At 70.5% G+C, this 15,291-nt stretch carries 14 protein-coding genes; 4 read left to right on the top strand and 10 right to left on the bottom strand.

Going from position 1 to position 15,291, the window contains the following annotated elements:
• Window positions 1-3: 3 nt before the first annotated feature.
• From WMF20_RS40870 to pyrH, 3 genes are all read right to left on the bottom strand, one after another.
• On the bottom strand, window positions 4-1,239 hold the full coding sequence (locus WMF20_RS40870) for a KamA family radical SAM protein (RefSeq protein WP_437607119.1): 1,236 nt from the start codon (window positions 1,237-1,239) through the stop codon (window positions 4-6).
• Window positions 1,226-2,287 (bottom strand): peptidylprolyl isomerase, encoded by a 1,062-nt coding sequence (locus WMF20_RS40865; protein WP_437607118.1) that lies wholly within the window; start codon window positions 2,285-2,287, stop codon window positions 1,226-1,228. The genes WMF20_RS40870 and WMF20_RS40865 overlap by 14 nt, the downstream gene beginning before the upstream one ends.
• 136 nt (window positions 2,288-2,423) lie before the next feature.
• Window positions 2,424-3,185 carry a UMP kinase gene (pyrH, locus tag WMF20_RS40860; RefSeq protein WP_237244569.1) on the bottom strand — a complete coding sequence of 254 codons (762 nt, stop codon included), beginning with the start codon at window positions 3,183-3,185 and terminating at the stop codon, window positions 2,424-2,426.
• Between the two features lie 167 nt (window positions 3,186-3,352).
• On the opposite strand from pyrH, the gene rpoZ reads away from it, so the two are divergent.
• Window positions 3,353-3,595: a DNA-directed RNA polymerase subunit omega gene (gene rpoZ / locus WMF20_RS40855; RefSeq protein WP_044966694.1), complete on the top strand. Its 243-nt coding sequence runs from the start codon at window positions 3,353-3,355 to the stop codon at window positions 3,593-3,595.
• 141 nt (window positions 3,596-3,736) lie between these two features.
• Window positions 3,737-4,570 carry a class I SAM-dependent methyltransferase gene (locus WMF20_RS40850; RefSeq protein WP_437607117.1) on the top strand — a complete coding sequence of 278 codons (834 nt, stop codon included), beginning with the start codon at window positions 3,737-3,739 and terminating at the stop codon, window positions 4,568-4,570.
• Window positions 4,571-4,758: 188 nt separating this feature from the next.
• Here the strand turns inward: WMF20_RS40850 and WMF20_RS40845 are convergent, their stop codons facing one another.
• Window positions 4,759-5,496 carry a metallophosphoesterase family protein gene (locus WMF20_RS40845; protein ID WP_020740319.1) on the bottom strand — a complete coding sequence of 246 codons (738 nt, stop codon included), beginning with the start codon at window positions 5,494-5,496 and terminating at the stop codon, window positions 4,759-4,761.
• A 376-nt stretch (window positions 5,497-5,872) separates the two neighbouring features.
• On the opposite strand from WMF20_RS40845, the gene WMF20_RS40840 reads away from it, so the two are divergent.
• Window positions 5,873-6,556, top strand: a complete 684-nt coding sequence (locus tag WMF20_RS40840) for a hypothetical protein (RefSeq protein WP_237244568.1) — start codon at window positions 5,873-5,875, stop codon at window positions 6,554-6,556.
• A 96-nt stretch (window positions 6,557-6,652) separates the two neighbouring features.
• Window positions 6,653-9,592 (top strand): type VI secretion system membrane subunit TssM, encoded by a 2,940-nt coding sequence (gene tssM / locus WMF20_RS40835; protein WP_437607116.1) that lies wholly within the window; start codon window positions 6,653-6,655, stop codon window positions 9,590-9,592.
• 10 nt (window positions 9,593-9,602) lie between these two features.
• Here tssM and rimI read toward each other — a convergent pair whose 3' ends face one another.
• The 6 genes from rimI to WMF20_RS40805 form a co-directional block, all read right to left on the bottom strand.
• Window positions 9,603-10,127, bottom strand: coding sequence for a ribosomal protein S18-alanine N-acetyltransferase (gene rimI / locus WMF20_RS40830; RefSeq protein ID WP_437607115.1), 525 nt, complete (start codon window positions 10,125-10,127; stop codon window positions 9,603-9,605).
• On the bottom strand, window positions 10,124-11,317 hold the full coding sequence (locus WMF20_RS40825) for a vWA domain-containing protein (protein ID WP_437607114.1): 1,194 nt from the start codon (window positions 11,315-11,317) through the stop codon (window positions 10,124-10,126). The genes rimI and WMF20_RS40825 overlap by 4 nt, the downstream gene beginning before the upstream one ends.
• Before the next feature lie 64 nt (window positions 11,318-11,381).
• Complete coding sequence (gene alr / locus WMF20_RS40820; RefSeq protein ID WP_437607113.1) at window positions 11,382-12,662, bottom strand: alanine racemase; 1,281 nt, start codon at window positions 12,660-12,662, stop codon at window positions 11,382-11,384.
• Window positions 12,663-12,760: 98 nt separating this feature from the next.
• Window positions 12,761-13,306: a hypothetical protein gene (locus tag WMF20_RS40815; protein WP_437607112.1), complete on the bottom strand. Its 546-nt coding sequence runs from the start codon at window positions 13,304-13,306 to the stop codon at window positions 12,761-12,763.
• A 390-nt stretch (window positions 13,307-13,696) separates the two neighbouring features.
• On the bottom strand, window positions 13,697-14,287 hold the full coding sequence (locus WMF20_RS40810) for a GTP-binding protein (protein ID WP_020740311.1): 591 nt from the start codon (window positions 14,285-14,287) through the stop codon (window positions 13,697-13,699).
• Window positions 14,288-14,298: 11 nt separating this feature from the next.
• Window positions 14,299-14,781 (bottom strand): roadblock/LC7 domain-containing protein, encoded by a 483-nt coding sequence (locus tag WMF20_RS40805; protein ID WP_012239856.1) that lies wholly within the window; start codon window positions 14,779-14,781, stop codon window positions 14,299-14,301.
• Between the last annotated feature and the right edge of the window lie 510 nt (window positions 14,782-15,291).

Genomic DNA, 15,291 nt, shown 5'->3' with positions numbered 1-15,291 from the left:
CGCTCAGCCGCCGGGCTGCGGCGGGGGGTCGACGTACTCGACCTCGACGCCGCGGTGGGTGCGGAGCACGGTGCGCCCGGGCCGGCGATCGACGACGTAGTCGGGGCCGACGGGCACCTTGCCCATCCCGCCCGGGGTGTCGACGATCAGCTTCGGCAGCGCGATGCCGGTGAGCCGTCCCTGGAGCTGCTCCATGAGGGAGATGCCGGCCGCGAGCGGCGTGCGCAGGTGCGCCGTGCCGCGCACGGGGTCCATCTGGAGCAGGTAGTACGGGCGCACGCGCCAGCGCACGAGCCCCCGGAAGAGCGCGGCCAGCGTCGTCGCGTCGTCGTTGATGCCGCGCAGCAGCACGGTCTGGTTCATCACGGGGAAGCCGTTGTCCACCAGCCGCTTGCAGGCGCGCTCGGCGGCGGGCGTGAGCTCCTTCGGGTGGTTGAAGTGCGTCATCACCCAGAGCGGATGGTGCGGCCTGAGCGCGCGCACGAGCTCCGCGGTGATGCGCTGCGGCAGCGTGACCGGCACGCGCGTGGCGATGCGGATCGTCTCGACGCTCGGGATCTGCCGCAGCCGGGCGATCAGCCGCACGATGCGGTCCGTCGAGACGGCCAGCGGATCGCCGCCGCTCACGATGACGTCGCGCACCTCCGGGTGCGCGTCGAGGTAGGCCATGGCCGGCGCGAGGCGCTCGAGCGCCACCGCGCCGCCGCCGTCGCCGACCATGCGCGAGCGGGTGCAGAACCGGCAGTACACCGCGCAGCGATCGGTCGCGAGCAGCAGCGCGCGATCCGGGTACCGCTGCACGAGGTGGGGCGCGACCTCGTGCGCGACCTCGCCGAGCGGATCGACCAGATCCCCGGGCACCTCGGCGGCCTCGTCGGCGAGCGGCACGCACTGACGGCGGATCGGGCACGCGGGGTCGCTCTTGTCGCAGAGGCTCAGGTAATACGGGGTGACGCGGATGGGCAGCCCGGCGTTCTCGGCGCGCCGCGCGCCCGCGAGCTCGTCCGGCGTGAGCGACAGCGCCCCGTGCAGCTCGTCGGCGCTCGAGAGCGCGTGGCGCAGCTGCCATGTCCAGTCGCTCTGCCGCGCCCTCGCGCGGGCCGGTCGCGCGCCCTGCTGATCGCCCGCGGCGGGCGCCGCGGGGCGCTCCGGCGGCGCGACGGCGCGGGCGTCAGCGCCGTCGTCGCTGGGCCGCCGGGTCAGCTGCGCCGGGGCGACGAGCGCGCTACTTGCCCGCATCGCTCGACGGGGGCGCGGCGCCGCCGGCCTGCTCCGGCTGCGGCGCGCTGGGCTTCGCGAGATCGGGCTGCGGCGCGCTCCCGGGCTGCGTGAGCTGTTGCGGCAGCTTCACCGAGGAGAGCGCCGCGTCGTTGATCTCGACGGGGAACTTCTTCCGCAGCTCGTCCTCGAGGGCGCGCTCCTGCTCCTGCATCTTCTGCTGGAGGAGCGCGACGCGGATCGAGCGCTCGGCCTCCGCGAGCGCGCGCCGGTGCCCGCCCGTGAGCCCGCTCAGGCGGACGACGTAGAACCGGCCGTCGGCCTCGACGAGCTCGTCGCTGATGCCCCCCACGCTGGCGATCCGGAAGACGGCCGCGCGGACCGGCTCCGGGACCTGCGGGTGAGCGCCGCGCGGATCGCCGGGCGGGCTGACGATGCCGAGCTCGCCCGCGAGATCGAGCGGCGGCGCCTTGCTCCTGTCCTTCGGCGCGCTGAGCGAGTGCTTGAGGAAGAGCTCTCCCCACGCGCTGCTGCTCCCGGCCTTCTGCGCCTCCTTGAGGACCTTCTCCCCGAGCGCCCTGTCGCCGACCACGATGGCGGAGACGCGCCTTCGCTCGGGCTCGCTGAACTTGTCGGCGTTCGCCTCGTAGTACGCGCGCACCTCGGACGCCGGGATGTCGGCCGGCGCGGGCAGGCCCTTGCGCGCCTGGGCGATCATCGCCTCGCGGAGGATCTGCCGGATCGCGTCCTCGACCGCGGCCTCCTTGTCGAGGCCGCGGCGCTTCGCTTCCAGCGCGAGCAGCTCCGCGTCGATGATCTCGCTGAGCAGCTCGCGGCGCCGCTCCTTCGTCTGGTAGCGGAGCCGATCGAACTGGTCCATTCGCTCGAGCGTCCTGCCGAAGTCGCCGAGGGTGATCACCCGATCGCCGATCTTCGCGAGCACGCGCGCCGACTGCTCGGCGCTGAGCCCGAGGACCGGCTCCCCCGCGTCCGCCGGGACCTGGAGGGCGGGCTCATCGCAGCTCGCGACGAGCGCGGCGAGCGAGATGGCGAGCAGGGGTCGGCGCACCGGAGCTCGGATCATTGCTGGCTCGGGGTCTAGCACGGTTTCCTCGCGGCTCGAGGGCGCGCCGGCCTGGCTCGCGCCGGCGGGCGCCTCGGTTCGTCGCCCGCGGCGAGGCGCTGCGGGCCGATCGAGCGCGCGCTCAGTCGACGATCGTGCCGATCTCCTCGCCCCTGCACACGCGGAGGATGTTGCCGCGGGTCATGAGCTTGAACACCCGGATGGGCATCTTGTTCTCGCGGCAGAGGGTGACCGCGGTCGAGTCCATGACCCCGATCCTATCGGCGAGGAAGCGGTCGTAGCTCAGGTGCGCGAACATCTGCGCGCCCTCGTGGCGCACGGGATCGCGGTCGTAGATGCCCTCGACCTTGGTCGCCTTGAACAGCGCCTGCGCCTGGATCTCCATCGCCCGCAGCGCCGCCGCCGTGTCGGTCGAGAAGAACGGGTTGCCCGTGCCCGCGGCGAAGATGACGATGCTGCCCTTCTCCAGGTGACGCATCGCCCTGCGGCGGATGTACGGCTCGGCGACCTGCCGGATCTCGATCGCGGTCATGACGCGCGTCGGCACGCCCGTCTTCTCGAGCGCGTCCTGCAGGGCGAGCGCGTTGATGACGGTGGCGAGCATGCCCATGTAGTCGCTCTGGGAGCGGTCCATGCCCGCGCTCGCGCCCTTCAGCCCGCGGAAGATGTTGCCTCCGCCCACGACGATCCCGATCTGCACCCCCATCCGCTGGAGCTCGGCGATCTCGCCGGCCACGTGGTGGAGCGTCTCGGGGCGTATGCCGAACCCCCCTTCTTGGCCGCAGAGCGCCTCGCCGCTCAGCTTGAGGACGATGCGACGGTATTTCAGCCCTGGGGCCGGACGGGGGGGAGGGGGAAGGAGGGAATCCTGCTCAGCGGCCACGGGGGCACCTCGTAGCCGGGACCTGCGTCGAGGGCAACGAGCAACGTGCGCCGCCGACGGGCGAGCGGAGCGATGCGGCAGCGCGCCGCGGCGCCGCAGAGCCGCGGAGCCGCCGAGCGGCATGTACCTTGCGCTGGCCGGAGCAGGGCGCTACTCTCGGCCCCCCTATGGCGCGTGTGACTGTGGAAGACTGCCTCGAGCGCGAGGAAAACCGTTTCGCTCTCGTCGTGCTTGCGGCCAACCGGACGCGGCAGCTCATGAAGGGCTCGGACGCCCTCGTGAAGACGAAGAACAAGCCTGCCGTGACCAGCCTTCGGGAGATCGCGGCGGGCAAGGTGCACTTCCACCGGAGCTCCCACGAGGTCGTGTCCGAGTGGCTCCAGCAGATGAACGCTGGCGGCCAGCGCTGAGGGCGCATCGGGCGAGCGTGCTCTCATGACGCACGCCTCCGTCGGCCCGGCTTCTCGGGGCGCTCCCGCCCGAGTGCCAGCGCTGCGCTCGATCCGTTGCTTCCCATGAAAGGTGCGGCCACGCCCAGGTCGAAGCGGCCTTTGCGCTCCGGCCAGCGTCGCGATCCGGAGCTCGAGGCCGGGACGTCGGCCCACTACGAGGACCCGGCGTACTACGCGAAGACGTACGCGCGCCGGCAGGACGACGTCCGCTACTACGTCGATCTCGCCGTGGCGTCCGGTGGGCCGGTGCTCGAGTACGGCTGCGGCAACGGGCGGATCACGCTGCCCGTCGCGAGGGCGGGGGTCCGGATCACGGGCGTGGATCTGTCGGCGCCGATGCTCGGCGATCTGCGCGCACAGCTCGGGCGGGAGCCGCGCGGCGTCTCGTCTCGCGTGAGCGTCCGGCGAGGGGACATGCGGGCGCTGCGGCTCGGGCGCCGCTTTCCGCTCGTGATCTGCCCCTTCAACGCGTTCCTGCACCTGTACACGCGCCCGGACGTCGAGCGCTTCCTCGCGCGGGCGCGCGAGCACCTGACGCCGCGGGGCGAGCTCGTCTTCGATGTGTCCATGCCCGAGCCGGCCGAGCTCGCGCGCGATCCGGATCGCGCCTACGCCACGCCGCGCTTCCGGTATCCCGACAAGGACGGCCCTGGCACGGTCGTCCGGTACACGGAGCGGTTCGACTACGACAAGGTCCGGCAGCTCCTGTTCGTGTCCATGGAGTTTTCGCCCGTCGACGGCGGCGAGCGCTGGATGACGCCGCTCGCCCATCGTCAGTTCTACCCGCAGGAGCTCGAGGCCTTGCTCCACTACAACGGCTTCGAGATCACGGCGCTCCGCAGCGACTTCTCCGCAGCGCCGCCCGACAACCAGACGAGCATGCTGCTCTATCACTGCCGGCCCCGGCGCTCTGTTCGCCCCGGCCGCGCTTGAGCGCCGAGCGGCCGCGACGCGGACGGGCGTCCGAGGGAAGACCAGGACCGCAGGTCAGCGCCAGAGCCATGCGCGATCCCGCCTCGCGGCGGCGGGTCGCCGTCGCACGAGCACGCGCCGGACGTGGCAGCCGCGCGCGTCTACCAGATCGAGGGCCGCGCGCGTCGCGCGCGGATCGCGCGTCGCTCTCAGACGCCGATGTAGAGCCGGTGGGCGAAGTTGCGCTCGAGCTTGGCGCGCAGCACCTTCTCCGCCGCCGTCTCGATGTCGTACTCGACGCGCTTGAACTCGAAGCGCTTCGTCTCGCTGTCGTAGATCGTGTAGCTCGCGCGGTTGTCGTAGTCCCGCGGCTGTCCGACCGACCCGACGCTCACGATGTACTTGCGCCCCTGCTCGAGCTGGAAGTCCACCGCCGGGAGCTCCTCGACGCTGTTCGGCGTGAGCGCGAACACCTTGCAGAGGTGGGAGTGGCCGATCAGCGTGATGTGACCGAGCTCGTTCCACATGGGGAGGCACTCGCGCGCCTGCTCGGGGGCGAAGATGTACTCGAACTCCTCGAGCCGGACGGGCGACCCGTGGCAGAGGTCGACGTTGATGTCCGTCAACTTCTCCTGGTACGTCAGGCTCCGGAGCCACGCGGCGTTCTCGGAGGAGAGCATCGCTGCGTGCGTGTCGAGCGCCTGCCGGGCAGCCTCGTAGTAGTACGAGTAGTCCATCCGACCTGCGACGGCCGCATCGTGGTTGCCGAGGATCGTCTTCTTGGCCACCTTCCGGACGAGGTCGGCGCACTCATTCGGCGAGCCGCCGTAACCGACCGTGTCCCCGAGGCAGTAATAGACGTCGATGCGTTCGTGGCGGTAGGACTCGAGCACAGCGCTGAGCGCCTCGTAGTTGGCGTGCGTATCGCTGAAGATCCCGAGTCTCATTTCGACGCGAGGGCGGAGCTTAGCACGATGGCCTCGACTTCCGTTAGGAATTCAAACCCGAATCCACGGCCGGGCTGGTCAGGGCGGGGCTCAGGGCGACCGGCTTTCCGGAGCAGCTTCGGCGGCCCATGCTTCCGCTGCGCCGGCACCCCCTTCGAGCTGGAGTGAGGGCCGGCGGCGTTCCCGTTCCATCCCAACGATCCGAACGATCCGACCCGACGACCCCGGCCGGACGACCCCGACAATCCTGAAGAAGTCACAGGAGCTGTCTGGATCGTTGCGACCACCGAGCCTGCGGAGGCGCTTGCTGAGTCGCTCCCAGCACGACCACGTTGACGAGCGGCCACCCGCACCGGAGAAGGATAGCGTGGAGCCCATGGATACCAAACAGAACGGTGCAGGGTCCTCTCCGATTTCTCCGGAGCGGCCGGCCGAGCCCGCTCCGTCCGCTGCAGCTGTCGCGCCGCCGCCGCCCGCCGTGGAGGATCTCGCCGAGGGGTGCGTGCGGTTCGTGGAGCGCGCTCTGGGTGTACGGCTTGACTATCGGCCGGAGACCCTGCCCGTGCTCGACCACTACCTGGAGCAGGCGCGTGGGGCGACGTCGGAGAGGGTCGAGGCGTTGCCGGTGGTCGCTCACATGGCGGGCGTGTACTTCGGCGAGGTCATCCGGCGCCGGCACGCGTCGTGGTGGCGCATGGACGGCGAGGACCCGACCTACTGGCAGCTGGAGTTCGAGTCCGTCTACCTCGCGTTCAGCCCGGTGCTCTTCATCCGGGAGGCGCTCACGCGCGGCCGCGCCGGCGAGGCCGCGCGCGACCTGGCCGAGGACTCGCTGAGCGGCGATCCGGCGGCGCTCGAGCTGGAGGAGGAGGACCGCGAGGCGGTCGCCGCCAGGCTCGCGGAGCTGCCGCAGGTCTCCGAGGACGAGTACTACGCCCCGTCGACGCGGCTCGAGGTGATCGACATCGCCATGGACGCGATCCGCTCGCGCCGGCTCGCGGCCGGCGAGGAGACGGACGCCGCGCTCGAGCCGGGCGACTACGAGCGCGGCGACGGCTGATCCCGGTGTCGCCGCGCGCGAGCGGCGCTCCCGCGCGCGGCGGCGTCACGAGGCGCGCCGCCGATCGCCGCGCGGCGCGTGGGACGTGCTCAGGAGGTGGCGACCGGTGATATCGTCGCCGTCGTGTTGTGGGTCCTCTTCGGGCTGTTGCTCCTCATCTCGTGGGCGGCGTACTTCACCTTCGGGCTGTCCACCGCGGTCCCGATCGCGACGAGCGTCGTCATCGCGCTCTCCGCGGTCGCGCTCTTCGTGTTCCGCCGCGTCAAGGCGGGCCGCGCCGCGTCTGCCCTGGAGCGGGCGATCGTCCAGCAGGGGGCGCAGCAGGCGCTCAACGCGCGGCCCGAGCGGCGCGCCGAGATCCAGGAGCTCCAGCGGCAGGTCCAGGGCGGCATCAGCGCGCTGAAGACCTCGAAGCTCGGCAAGGGCAAGAAGCACGGCAGCGCCGCGCTCTACTCGCTGCCCTGGTACGTCATCATCGGCCCGCCGGGGGCGGGGAAGACGACGGCGCTGAAGCACTCCGGCCTGGTCTTCCCCTACGCGCACCCGAGCAACGGCGGCGGCGTACGCGGCGTCGGCGGGACGCGGAACTGCGACTGGTGGTTCACCAACGAGGCGATCCTCCTCGACACCGCGGGGCGCTACACGACCGAGCAGGACGACCACGACGAGTGGATCGCGTTCCTGCAGATGCTCCTCAAGCACCGCGCCCGCCGTCCGCTCAACGGCATCCTCGTCGCCGTGAGCGTGACGGACGTCATCGACGCGAGCGAGCAGCACATCGAGCAGATGGGGAAGAAGCTCCGGGCGCGCATCGACGAGGTCATGACGCAGCTCCACATGGTGCTGCCCGTCTACCTCCTGTTCACCAAGTGCGATCTCATCGCGGGCTTCTCGGAGTTCTTCGGCGACATGCGCAAGAGCGACCGCGCCCAGGCGTGGGGGGCGACGTTCAAGCTGAGCGCGGACAAGGCCGACCCGGGGAGGCTCTTCGACGCCGAGTTCGACGCCCTGGCGAAGCAGATCCACGGCCGCGCGCTGAAGCGGCTCGTCATGGAGCGCAGCCGGGAGGTGCGCGAGCGCGTCTACCAGTTCCCGCTCGAGTTCTCGGGCATCCGCCGGAACCTCTCCGATCTGGTCTCGACCGTCTTCATGGTCAACGCGTTCCAGGGCACGCCCATCTTCCGCGGCTTCTACTTCACGAGCGGCACGCAAGAGGGCAGGCCGCTCGACCGTGTGCTCCAGCGCATGGGCCAGGCCATGGGCATCCGCACGCACGAGGCGGCGGCTCAGCAGAACGTGGAGTCGAAGAGCTACTTCCTCCACGACGTGTTCATGAACGTCGTCTTCCCGGACGGCGACATCGCCGCGAGGAGCGCGAGCGAGATCCGGCGCCAGCGCATCGTGCGCGGCGCGATCAGCGCGGCGGCCGCGACCCTCGGGGTCATCCTCGCGATCCCGAGCGTGGTGTCGTTTGGCAACAACCGCGAGTTCCTGCGCGCGGTCGAGGCCGACGCGCGCGCCGTGAGCGCGCTCCGGTGGGAGGACACGCGGCCGCTCTCGGACAAGCTCGCCGCGCTCAGGCCCGCGCTGGATCGGCTGCAAGAGATCGACAGGGCGCGCGACGAGGGGCCGCCGGACGGGATGGGCTGGACGATGTTCCAGGGCGAGACGGTCTACCCCCCGCTCTTGCACGTCTACGTCGCGAGCCTCCAGAACGGCTTCGTGATCCCGTGCAAGCAGCGGCTCGAGGACCGCCTCAAGCTCGCGAAGGGAGACCACTACCTGCGCGAGCGGAACGACCTCAAGCTGTACCTGATGCTGAGCGACGTCGAGCACCTCGACGTCAACTGGGCCAAGGACAGGCTCACCTCGCTCTGGGCCGAGGTGCTCCGGTCGACGTCGAACCTCAACGAGAGCGACCTGAAGAAGCAGATCGAGCCGCACGTCAGGTACTACCTGTCGCTCATCAAGCAGAAGAGGGTCACGCCTGTCGCGCCCAAGGCGGAGCTGGTCGCCAGCGTGCGCGCGACGCTGCAGGCCGTGCCGGTGCGGAAGCGCTACTACGACTTCTTCGTCAACTCGATCATCGAGGAGAAGTACGACGAGACGGGCGACAACAGCCGCGCGAACCGCAAGTACCCGCCGCTCACGCTGGCCGACATGTTCGCCGACCGCGCCGACGTGCTGAAGGTCATCAGCAGCAAGCAATTCGCCAAGGAGAAGCGCTGGAAAGAGGTCGACGGTCCGTACACCGAGAGGGGGCACTTCGAGGTGCTCGACAAGATCAGCCAAGGCGCCGATCTCTTGAGGGCAGAGGAGTGGGTCGTGCCGCTCGCGCCCGGAGAGAGCGCCGCGATCGACAAGGACCTGGACGGCCTCGCGGCCGACTACGACGCCCGGTACATCGCGCAGTGGACCGACTGGATGGCGGACCTGACCGTGCGGATGCCGGCCAACCTCAAGGAGGCGAAGGAGCTCTACATGGAGCTCGCCAAGCCGGACTACCCGTACCTCCGCATCCTCCGCGCGCTCGAGGACAACACGCAGTGGAAGCGGGATCGCAGCGCGATCGAGGACTCGGGCTTGCTCAAGCTAGGGAAGCAGCGCGTCGAGAGGAAGATCGAGCAGAAGACGAGGTTCAAGGTCCCCATCGACGTAAAGCTCATCCGGAACCGCCCGAGCCCGGTCCCGGACGAGTTCAAGCGGACCGTCGAGTTCGGCGTTCCCACTGCGCCGAGCGGCTCCGCGCCCATCACGGACACGCCGCTGGCGCGGTACATCTCGCTGCTCAGCTCCCTCCGCGACGAGATCCAGCGGCTCGAGGACGTGAACCCCAACGTCGACGCGCGCCTCATGGCCGAGCGGCTGGTCGAGGCGATACGGCAGGCGGACGCCCTCCTCCAGCCCTTCGACGAGCGGGCCAAGACGCTGCTCCGGCCGCTCTTGCTGACCCCGCTTCAGGTGGTGGCCGCGCGGCTGCCGCCGCTCTCGGCTACCTCCCGCTTTCCCACGGCGCCTTCGGCCGCGCCGCGCTGAGCGGCGCCGCTCAGACCTCGATGCGGATCTCGTCGCGGCCTGGCTCCACCGCGCCGGTCGCGGGGTCGAACGTGAGGACCATCTCGACCGCGTCCTCGCCGTTGTCGCTGTAGTACCGGGGGCGCACGCCCATCGCCGTGAAGCCGAGCTTCCGGTAGAGCCGGATCGCCGCCCGATTGGACCGGCGCACCTCGAGCAGGACCAGCCGCACGCGCTGCTCCTGCGCGTACTCGAGCGAGCGGCGCATCAGCGCCGTCGCGAGCCCGCGCCGCCGCGCGGTCGGGCAGGTGGCGACGTTGAGCACGTGCAGCTCGTCGGCCACGTGCCACGCGATCAGGAAGGCGAGCGCGCGCCGCTCCTCGCGCGCGATCCAGCACCGCGTCCAAGGGCGGCGCAGCTCCTCTCGCGCGGAGAACTGCGGCACGTCGAAGGCCGCGGACGCGACCGCGTCGATCTCGTCGAGCGCGGCGTCGTCGGCGGACTCGGCCGTCAGCTGGCTCAGCGAGGGCGCGCTCTTCGCCGCGTCGCGCCTCACCTCGCCACCTCCGTGGGGCAGCCGGAGACGATCTGCACCTGCCCGACCCGCCCGCTCTTGAGCTTCTGGCACGCGTCCCCGAGGAGCTCGACGACCGCGGGGGACTTCCAGCGCCAGCCGTCCTCCGGGTCGTACGGGACCAGCTCTTCGTCCAGGTAGACGTTGGTCTGCCCGTCCTCGGGCGGCGGGTCGACGAGGTCGAACTCGCAGGAGACGACGATGCTGGCGATCTTCGAGAGGACGTTGCCGAGAGTGTCGAGGTCGTCCACCTTGAAATAGAAGGGGCTCACGAACTGCGCCGTGCCGCCCGCGAGCGCCATCTGGTCGAGGACGTCGCCGTAGAACTCGCTCCCCGGGATGCCGACGACGTAGACCTCGATCCCGCTCGCCGCGAGCCGCTCGATCGCGGCGACCGTATCGTCGCGGTCGAGGCACCCTCCTGGCCCCGAGAGGCCTGACGGCGTGCAGCAGTTCTCCTGCGGGCATTGTTGCTCGATGTTGGCGATGCACTCCTCGGCGCCGCACGTCGCGGCGCTGTTGCAGTTCGGGCCGCCGTCGGTCGCGAGCACGACGATCGTCTTGCCCGGGAGCTCCACGAGGCTCGGCGTGAGCGCCGCGAGCGTCGCCGCGGTAGGCGTACCGCCGAGCGGATCGACGCGCGTCGCCGAGCGGAACCTCGACGTCGTGGCGCCTTCCTGCGAGGCGGCGAAGGGATCCCCCGGCGTGACGGGGAACACCTCGCCGCCGGGCCTGCACGGCGCATCGGCGGTCGCGTCCAGCGGGAACACGGCGGCGCCGACGTTGATCAGCGGGCCCAGGTTGCGCACGAGGTCGACCGCCGATTCGCGCACCCTGTCGTAGCGGGTCGCGCGCGACGAGGCAGGGCTGAGCATGCTGCCCGACGCGTCGAGGACGAAGTAGAGGTTCGGCGCCTCGGCGATCGTCACCTCGTGGATCTGGTTGCCGCAGAGCCCACCCGCGTCCACGGGCGGCGGCCCGCTCGAGCCCCCGGGTCCGGGGTCGAACTCGTCCTCCGGCTCCTGCGCGCCCTGGCCGCCGCCGTTGCGTGGACGCTGCTCCTGGCCTTCATCTTCGCAGGCGGACAGCGCTGCGCCGCCGAGCGCGAACACGGCCGCGAGGCCGCAGAGCATGCCGTGGACGCCGGCGCGCTGCTTCACGGCCGTCTTCATGGAGAGCAGCGTACCACGCCCGTTCGCACCGGCAGCGCCGGCGCGGGCGGCGCCGCGCGCGAGCTCAGGGCTCTCGGTAGAACCTGGGCACGCGGCGAGAGATGCTCGTCAGCACCTCCCAGGCGATCGTCCCCGTCAGACCGGCGATCTCTTCCGCGCTGATCGTGGCGCGCCCGAGCGGGCCGTCCTGTGTCCCGAGGAACACCACCTCGTCGCCCACCCGGGCTCCCGGCACGTCCGTCACGTCGAGCATCGTGAGATCCATCGACACGGCGCCCGCGATCGGCGCGCGCTGACCGCGCACGAGGGCCGCCCCGCGGTTCGACAGCTGGCGGCTCAGACCGTCGGCGTACCCCATCGGCACGGTCGCCACGACGCTCTCCCGCGGCGCCTGCCAGGTGTGGCCGTAGCCGATCCTGTCGCCCTTCGCGATCGTGCGGAGCGCGACGATCTCGCTGCGCACCCGGATCACCGGCTTGAGATCGGGCGCGAGCCCCGGGCACGGCGAGATGCCGAACAGCGCGACCCCGGGTCGAACGACGTCGAGCCACGCGGCGGGGAGGCGCAGCATGGCCGCGCTGTTCGACGCGTGCCGGACCCGCGGCGCGAGGCCGAAGCTCTTCGCCCGCTGCTCGATCTCCTCGAAGCGCCTCATCTGCTCGATCGTCACACCCAGGTCGTCGGCGTCCGCGCAGGCGAGGTGGGTCATGAGCCCGTCGAGCCTCACCTCCGGGTGCTTGGCGAGCATCGCGAACACCGCCTCGATCTCCGAGCTCGCGGCGCCGAGCCGACCCATGCCGGTGTCCACCTTCAGGTGCACGCCGACGCGGCCGCGTTGCTCGAGCCGCACCACGTTCGCGAGGCGCTCGATCTGCCCGGCGTCGTAGACGACGGGCACGAGATCGCGCGCCATGATCTCCTCGAACCCCTCGCGGCGGGGGCCGTAGTAGCCGCCCATGACGAGGATGGGCAGCCGGATGCCGGCGTCCCGCAGCTCGATGGCCTCCTCCAGGAGCGCGACGCACAGACCGGGGATCCCGGTGCGCTCGAGCGTCCTCGCGACGGCCGGCGCGCCGTGCCCGTAGGCGTCGGCCTTCAGCACGCCCCAGATCTGCGGCCGCTTCGCGCCGGTCAGCGCGCGCTCCAGGACCCGGAGATTGTGCCGCAGGTGGGCGAGGTTCACCTCCGCGCGGGTCGGCCGCACCGCGTCCGCTGGCGCCGCCCGGCGCGGCCGCAGGACCCGCACCGGGCCGGGGCTCGATCCGAGCCCTTCGGCGGGCGACGCCGTGCCGTTGCGATCGGGAGTCGTGCTGCTGAGCTCTGTGGGCGCGTGCGAAGCGGACATCGTGTACGCGGATAGCCCTACGCTCGATCGAGGGTCAAGATTCCAGGCCATCTTGGTGCGACAAGGTGAGGCATGTTCGCAGAGCGCAGCGCCGCCGGTCAGAAGCAGCCGCGCATGCACCGCGTGTACTTGCCGGAGCACCCCTTCTCGCAGCCGGCGGTCCTGCAGTCCTGCAGGCACCCCTTCCAGCTCGCCTCGCACGCCGCGCTGCACTCCGCCCCCGGCGGCGCTGCGTCTTTGGCGGAGCTCGGCGCCGCGTCGGAGGCGCCGGCGTCCGCCTCCTCCGCGGGCGCGGCCACGTCGGTGGTCAGGAGCCTGGGCGGCGGGGCGAGCGCGCTCGTCGGCTCCGGCACGGCGGGAGCCCGGCTGCTGGGCGGGCTCCACTCGCCTTCGTCGAAGTCGCTGGCGTGGCTCAGCTGCCTCGCGCGGCGCGCGGCGTACTCGACGCGATCGCGCGTCTGCCCGAACGTATAGAACTGGAGCCACTCGTCCCAGCACGCGCGCCGCAGCGTCGGCTTGACGTCGGCCAGCGAGTCGAGCGCCATGCAGTGCTCGAAGCGTACGTCCCCCTCGTAGACCGCGTTGATGCTCGCGCCGCACGCGGTCACCGAGGCGGCGAGGCAGAGGAGGGTCCTGAACCGCACGAGCTACGAACACCGATAGCAGAAAAGCTCGGCCCCGGTGTGACCCCTGGCTCGCCGCCTCTGGTACCGCGCGGGTCGTCGGGCCGAGGTGCTCTCCGGTTGAACTTTGCCCTGCGATGCCGTACCTTGCCGCCCCTTCGCACCGGCGGCGGCGGCACGACGCCTCCGCGCCGGGCGCCTCAACGGAGCCTGTCCATGTTCCTCATGCTGTCGAAAGGTCCTCGGAAGACCACGCGCTCCAAGTCGAAGCGCTACCGGTCCAAGCTGAAGGCGAAGAACCGCAACCGGCGGAACCGCATCTACCAGCGCGCCTGATGGTTGCAGCGAGCGCGAGCGGGCCTTCACGCCTCGCTCGCCGCGCTGTGCTTCGCTCGTGGGGCTGCCCCTTGCTTAGGGGCCGCCCTTTTTCAGCTCGGTCAGCACCAGCTTCGCGACCGCCTTGAGCGTGTCGAACACCCCGACGCCGGTCCGCGCGACGCCCTCGAAGTCGGGGACGTTGGTCGGGTTGAGCAGCGCCCGGAGCTCCTCGACGGTGCCGATCTCCGGCAGGTCCCGCTTGTTGTACTGGATGACGTACGGGATCTTGTCGAGCGAGTAGCCCTGCTCGGCCAGGTTCGTGCGGAGGTTCTCCACCGACTCCTGGTTCGCCTCGATGCGACCGAGCTGCGAGTCCGCCACGAAGACCACGCCGTCGACGCCCTTCAGGATGAGCTTGCGGCTCGCGTCGTAGAAGACCTGCCCCGGCACCGTGTACAGGTGGAACCGCGTCTTGAAGCCGCGGATCTCGCCCAGCGCGAGCGGGAGGAAGTCGAAGAAGAGTGTCCGGTCGGTCTCGGTGGCGAGGGAGATCATCTTCCCCTTCGCGTCCGGGTTGGTGCGCTCATAGATGTACTGCAGGTTCGTCGTCTTGCCGCAGAGACCCGGGCCGTAATAGACGATCTTGCAGTTGATCTCGCGCGCCATGTAATTGATGAAGCTCATCGACCGCGCTCCTAGTCGTTGAAGAGGTTGTCGATGTCCTCGTCGGTGATCTCGGCGAACGGCGAGTCGGCGCCCGGCTCCTGCACCTTCTTGAGCAGCGCTTCGAAGATGTGGTTGAGCTCCTCGCTCGCCTTTCGCACCCGGAGCCTCACCAACCCGAGGCTCGACTTTGAGTCGAAGATCACCACGAGGATGACGCGGTTCCCGACCAGCTGGATGTGGATGTTCGCCTTCTCACCCTCGTGGAACTGAGTGGCGAACTCGTTCTCCTTGAGGAGCTTCGCCATGCCGCCCGTGGCGGCGATGTTCCCCGCCGTCAGCGAGGCGAGCGACGTGGTGTCGAGGTTGTCGACGTCCCCGCTCGCGGCGATCAGTTGCCCGTTCTTGTCAACGATGAAGACGACCTTCGCATTGGCGTCCTTGACGAGGCGATCCACCACGCTCTGGATCTGATTGAATTCCTCCTCGTACATCACCATCTGAGGGTTGACCATCGTTCCTCCGCCAGCGCTCTCGCGATGGGGCCCTGGGCATTGCGGGCTCTGTAGCCCTTGTCATCACCGGGCGCCGCACGTGCGGTCCCCGACCATCGTCATCCAACCGGCTTCCCGCTGTGCGGGTCTGCCTTACCACCGGTACCACGTTCGCGGCGCCACGCTCGCTGCCTGGGGCTTGCATGATCGGTTCGCGGCGCGCAGTGCCGCTGCTCCTCGACCGTGCGCCCGTACATCTTGGGACGTTTCTATCCGAAGCAGGTGCGGCGGAGCAAGGCGGCCCTTTCTGGAAGTTGGAGGATCGCGCAGCGGGGCCCCTCCGAGCGCTGCTCGAGGTCGACGGACCTCGCTCCCACCCCTGCCCCCGTCGGCCCCGGTTCCGGTGCTTTCCAGGCGCCGCTCCGCGGCTGCAGGCCGGGCGATCTTCTCGTCTAAATATATGAATTAAAAGACTTTTTTGAGGATCGAGGGGCGCGGCGGGCCGACGGCCGGACCGCCGCTGCGCCCTGG

The organism is Sorangium sp. So ce834 (assembly GCF_051521425.1).
Taxonomy (GTDB): domain Bacteria; phylum Myxococcota_A; class Polyangia; order Polyangiales; family Polyangiaceae; genus Sorangium; species Sorangium cellulosum_D.
The sequence above is the reverse complement of the archived record's forward strand: the minus strand, read 5'-3'. Positions and strand labels throughout refer to the sequence as shown.

Excerpts from the sequence above, each read along its gene's own strand:
- rpoZ (WP_044966694.1), top strand. The coding sequence starts at position 3,353 with ATGGCGCGTGTGACTGTGGAAGACTGCCTCGAGCGCGAGGAAAACCGT.
- WMF20_RS40805 (WP_012239856.1), bottom strand. The coding sequence starts at position 14,781 with ATGGTCAACCCTCAGATGGTGATGTACGAGGAGGAATTCAATCAGATC.
- alr (WP_437607113.1), bottom strand. The coding sequence starts at position 12,662 with ATGTCCGCTTCGCACGCGCCCACAGAGCTCAGCAGCACGACTCCCGAT.
- WMF20_RS40840 (WP_237244568.1), top strand. The coding sequence starts at position 5,873 with ATGGATACCAAACAGAACGGTGCAGGGTCCTCTCCGATTTCTCCGGAG.
- WMF20_RS40825 (WP_437607114.1), bottom strand. The coding sequence starts at position 11,317 with ATGAAGACGGCCGTGAAGCAGCGCGCCGGCGTCCACGGCATGCTCTGC.
- WMF20_RS40845 (WP_020740319.1), bottom strand. The coding sequence starts at position 5,496 with ATGAGACTCGGGATCTTCAGCGATACGCACGCCAACTACGAGGCGCTC.
- WMF20_RS40870 (WP_437607119.1), bottom strand. The coding sequence starts at position 1,239 with ATGCGGGCAAGTAGCGCGCTCGTCGCCCCGGCGCAGCTGACCCGGCGG.
- WMF20_RS40810 (WP_020740311.1), bottom strand. The coding sequence starts at position 14,287 with ATGAGCTTCATCAATTACATGGCGCGCGAGATCAACTGCAAGATCGTC.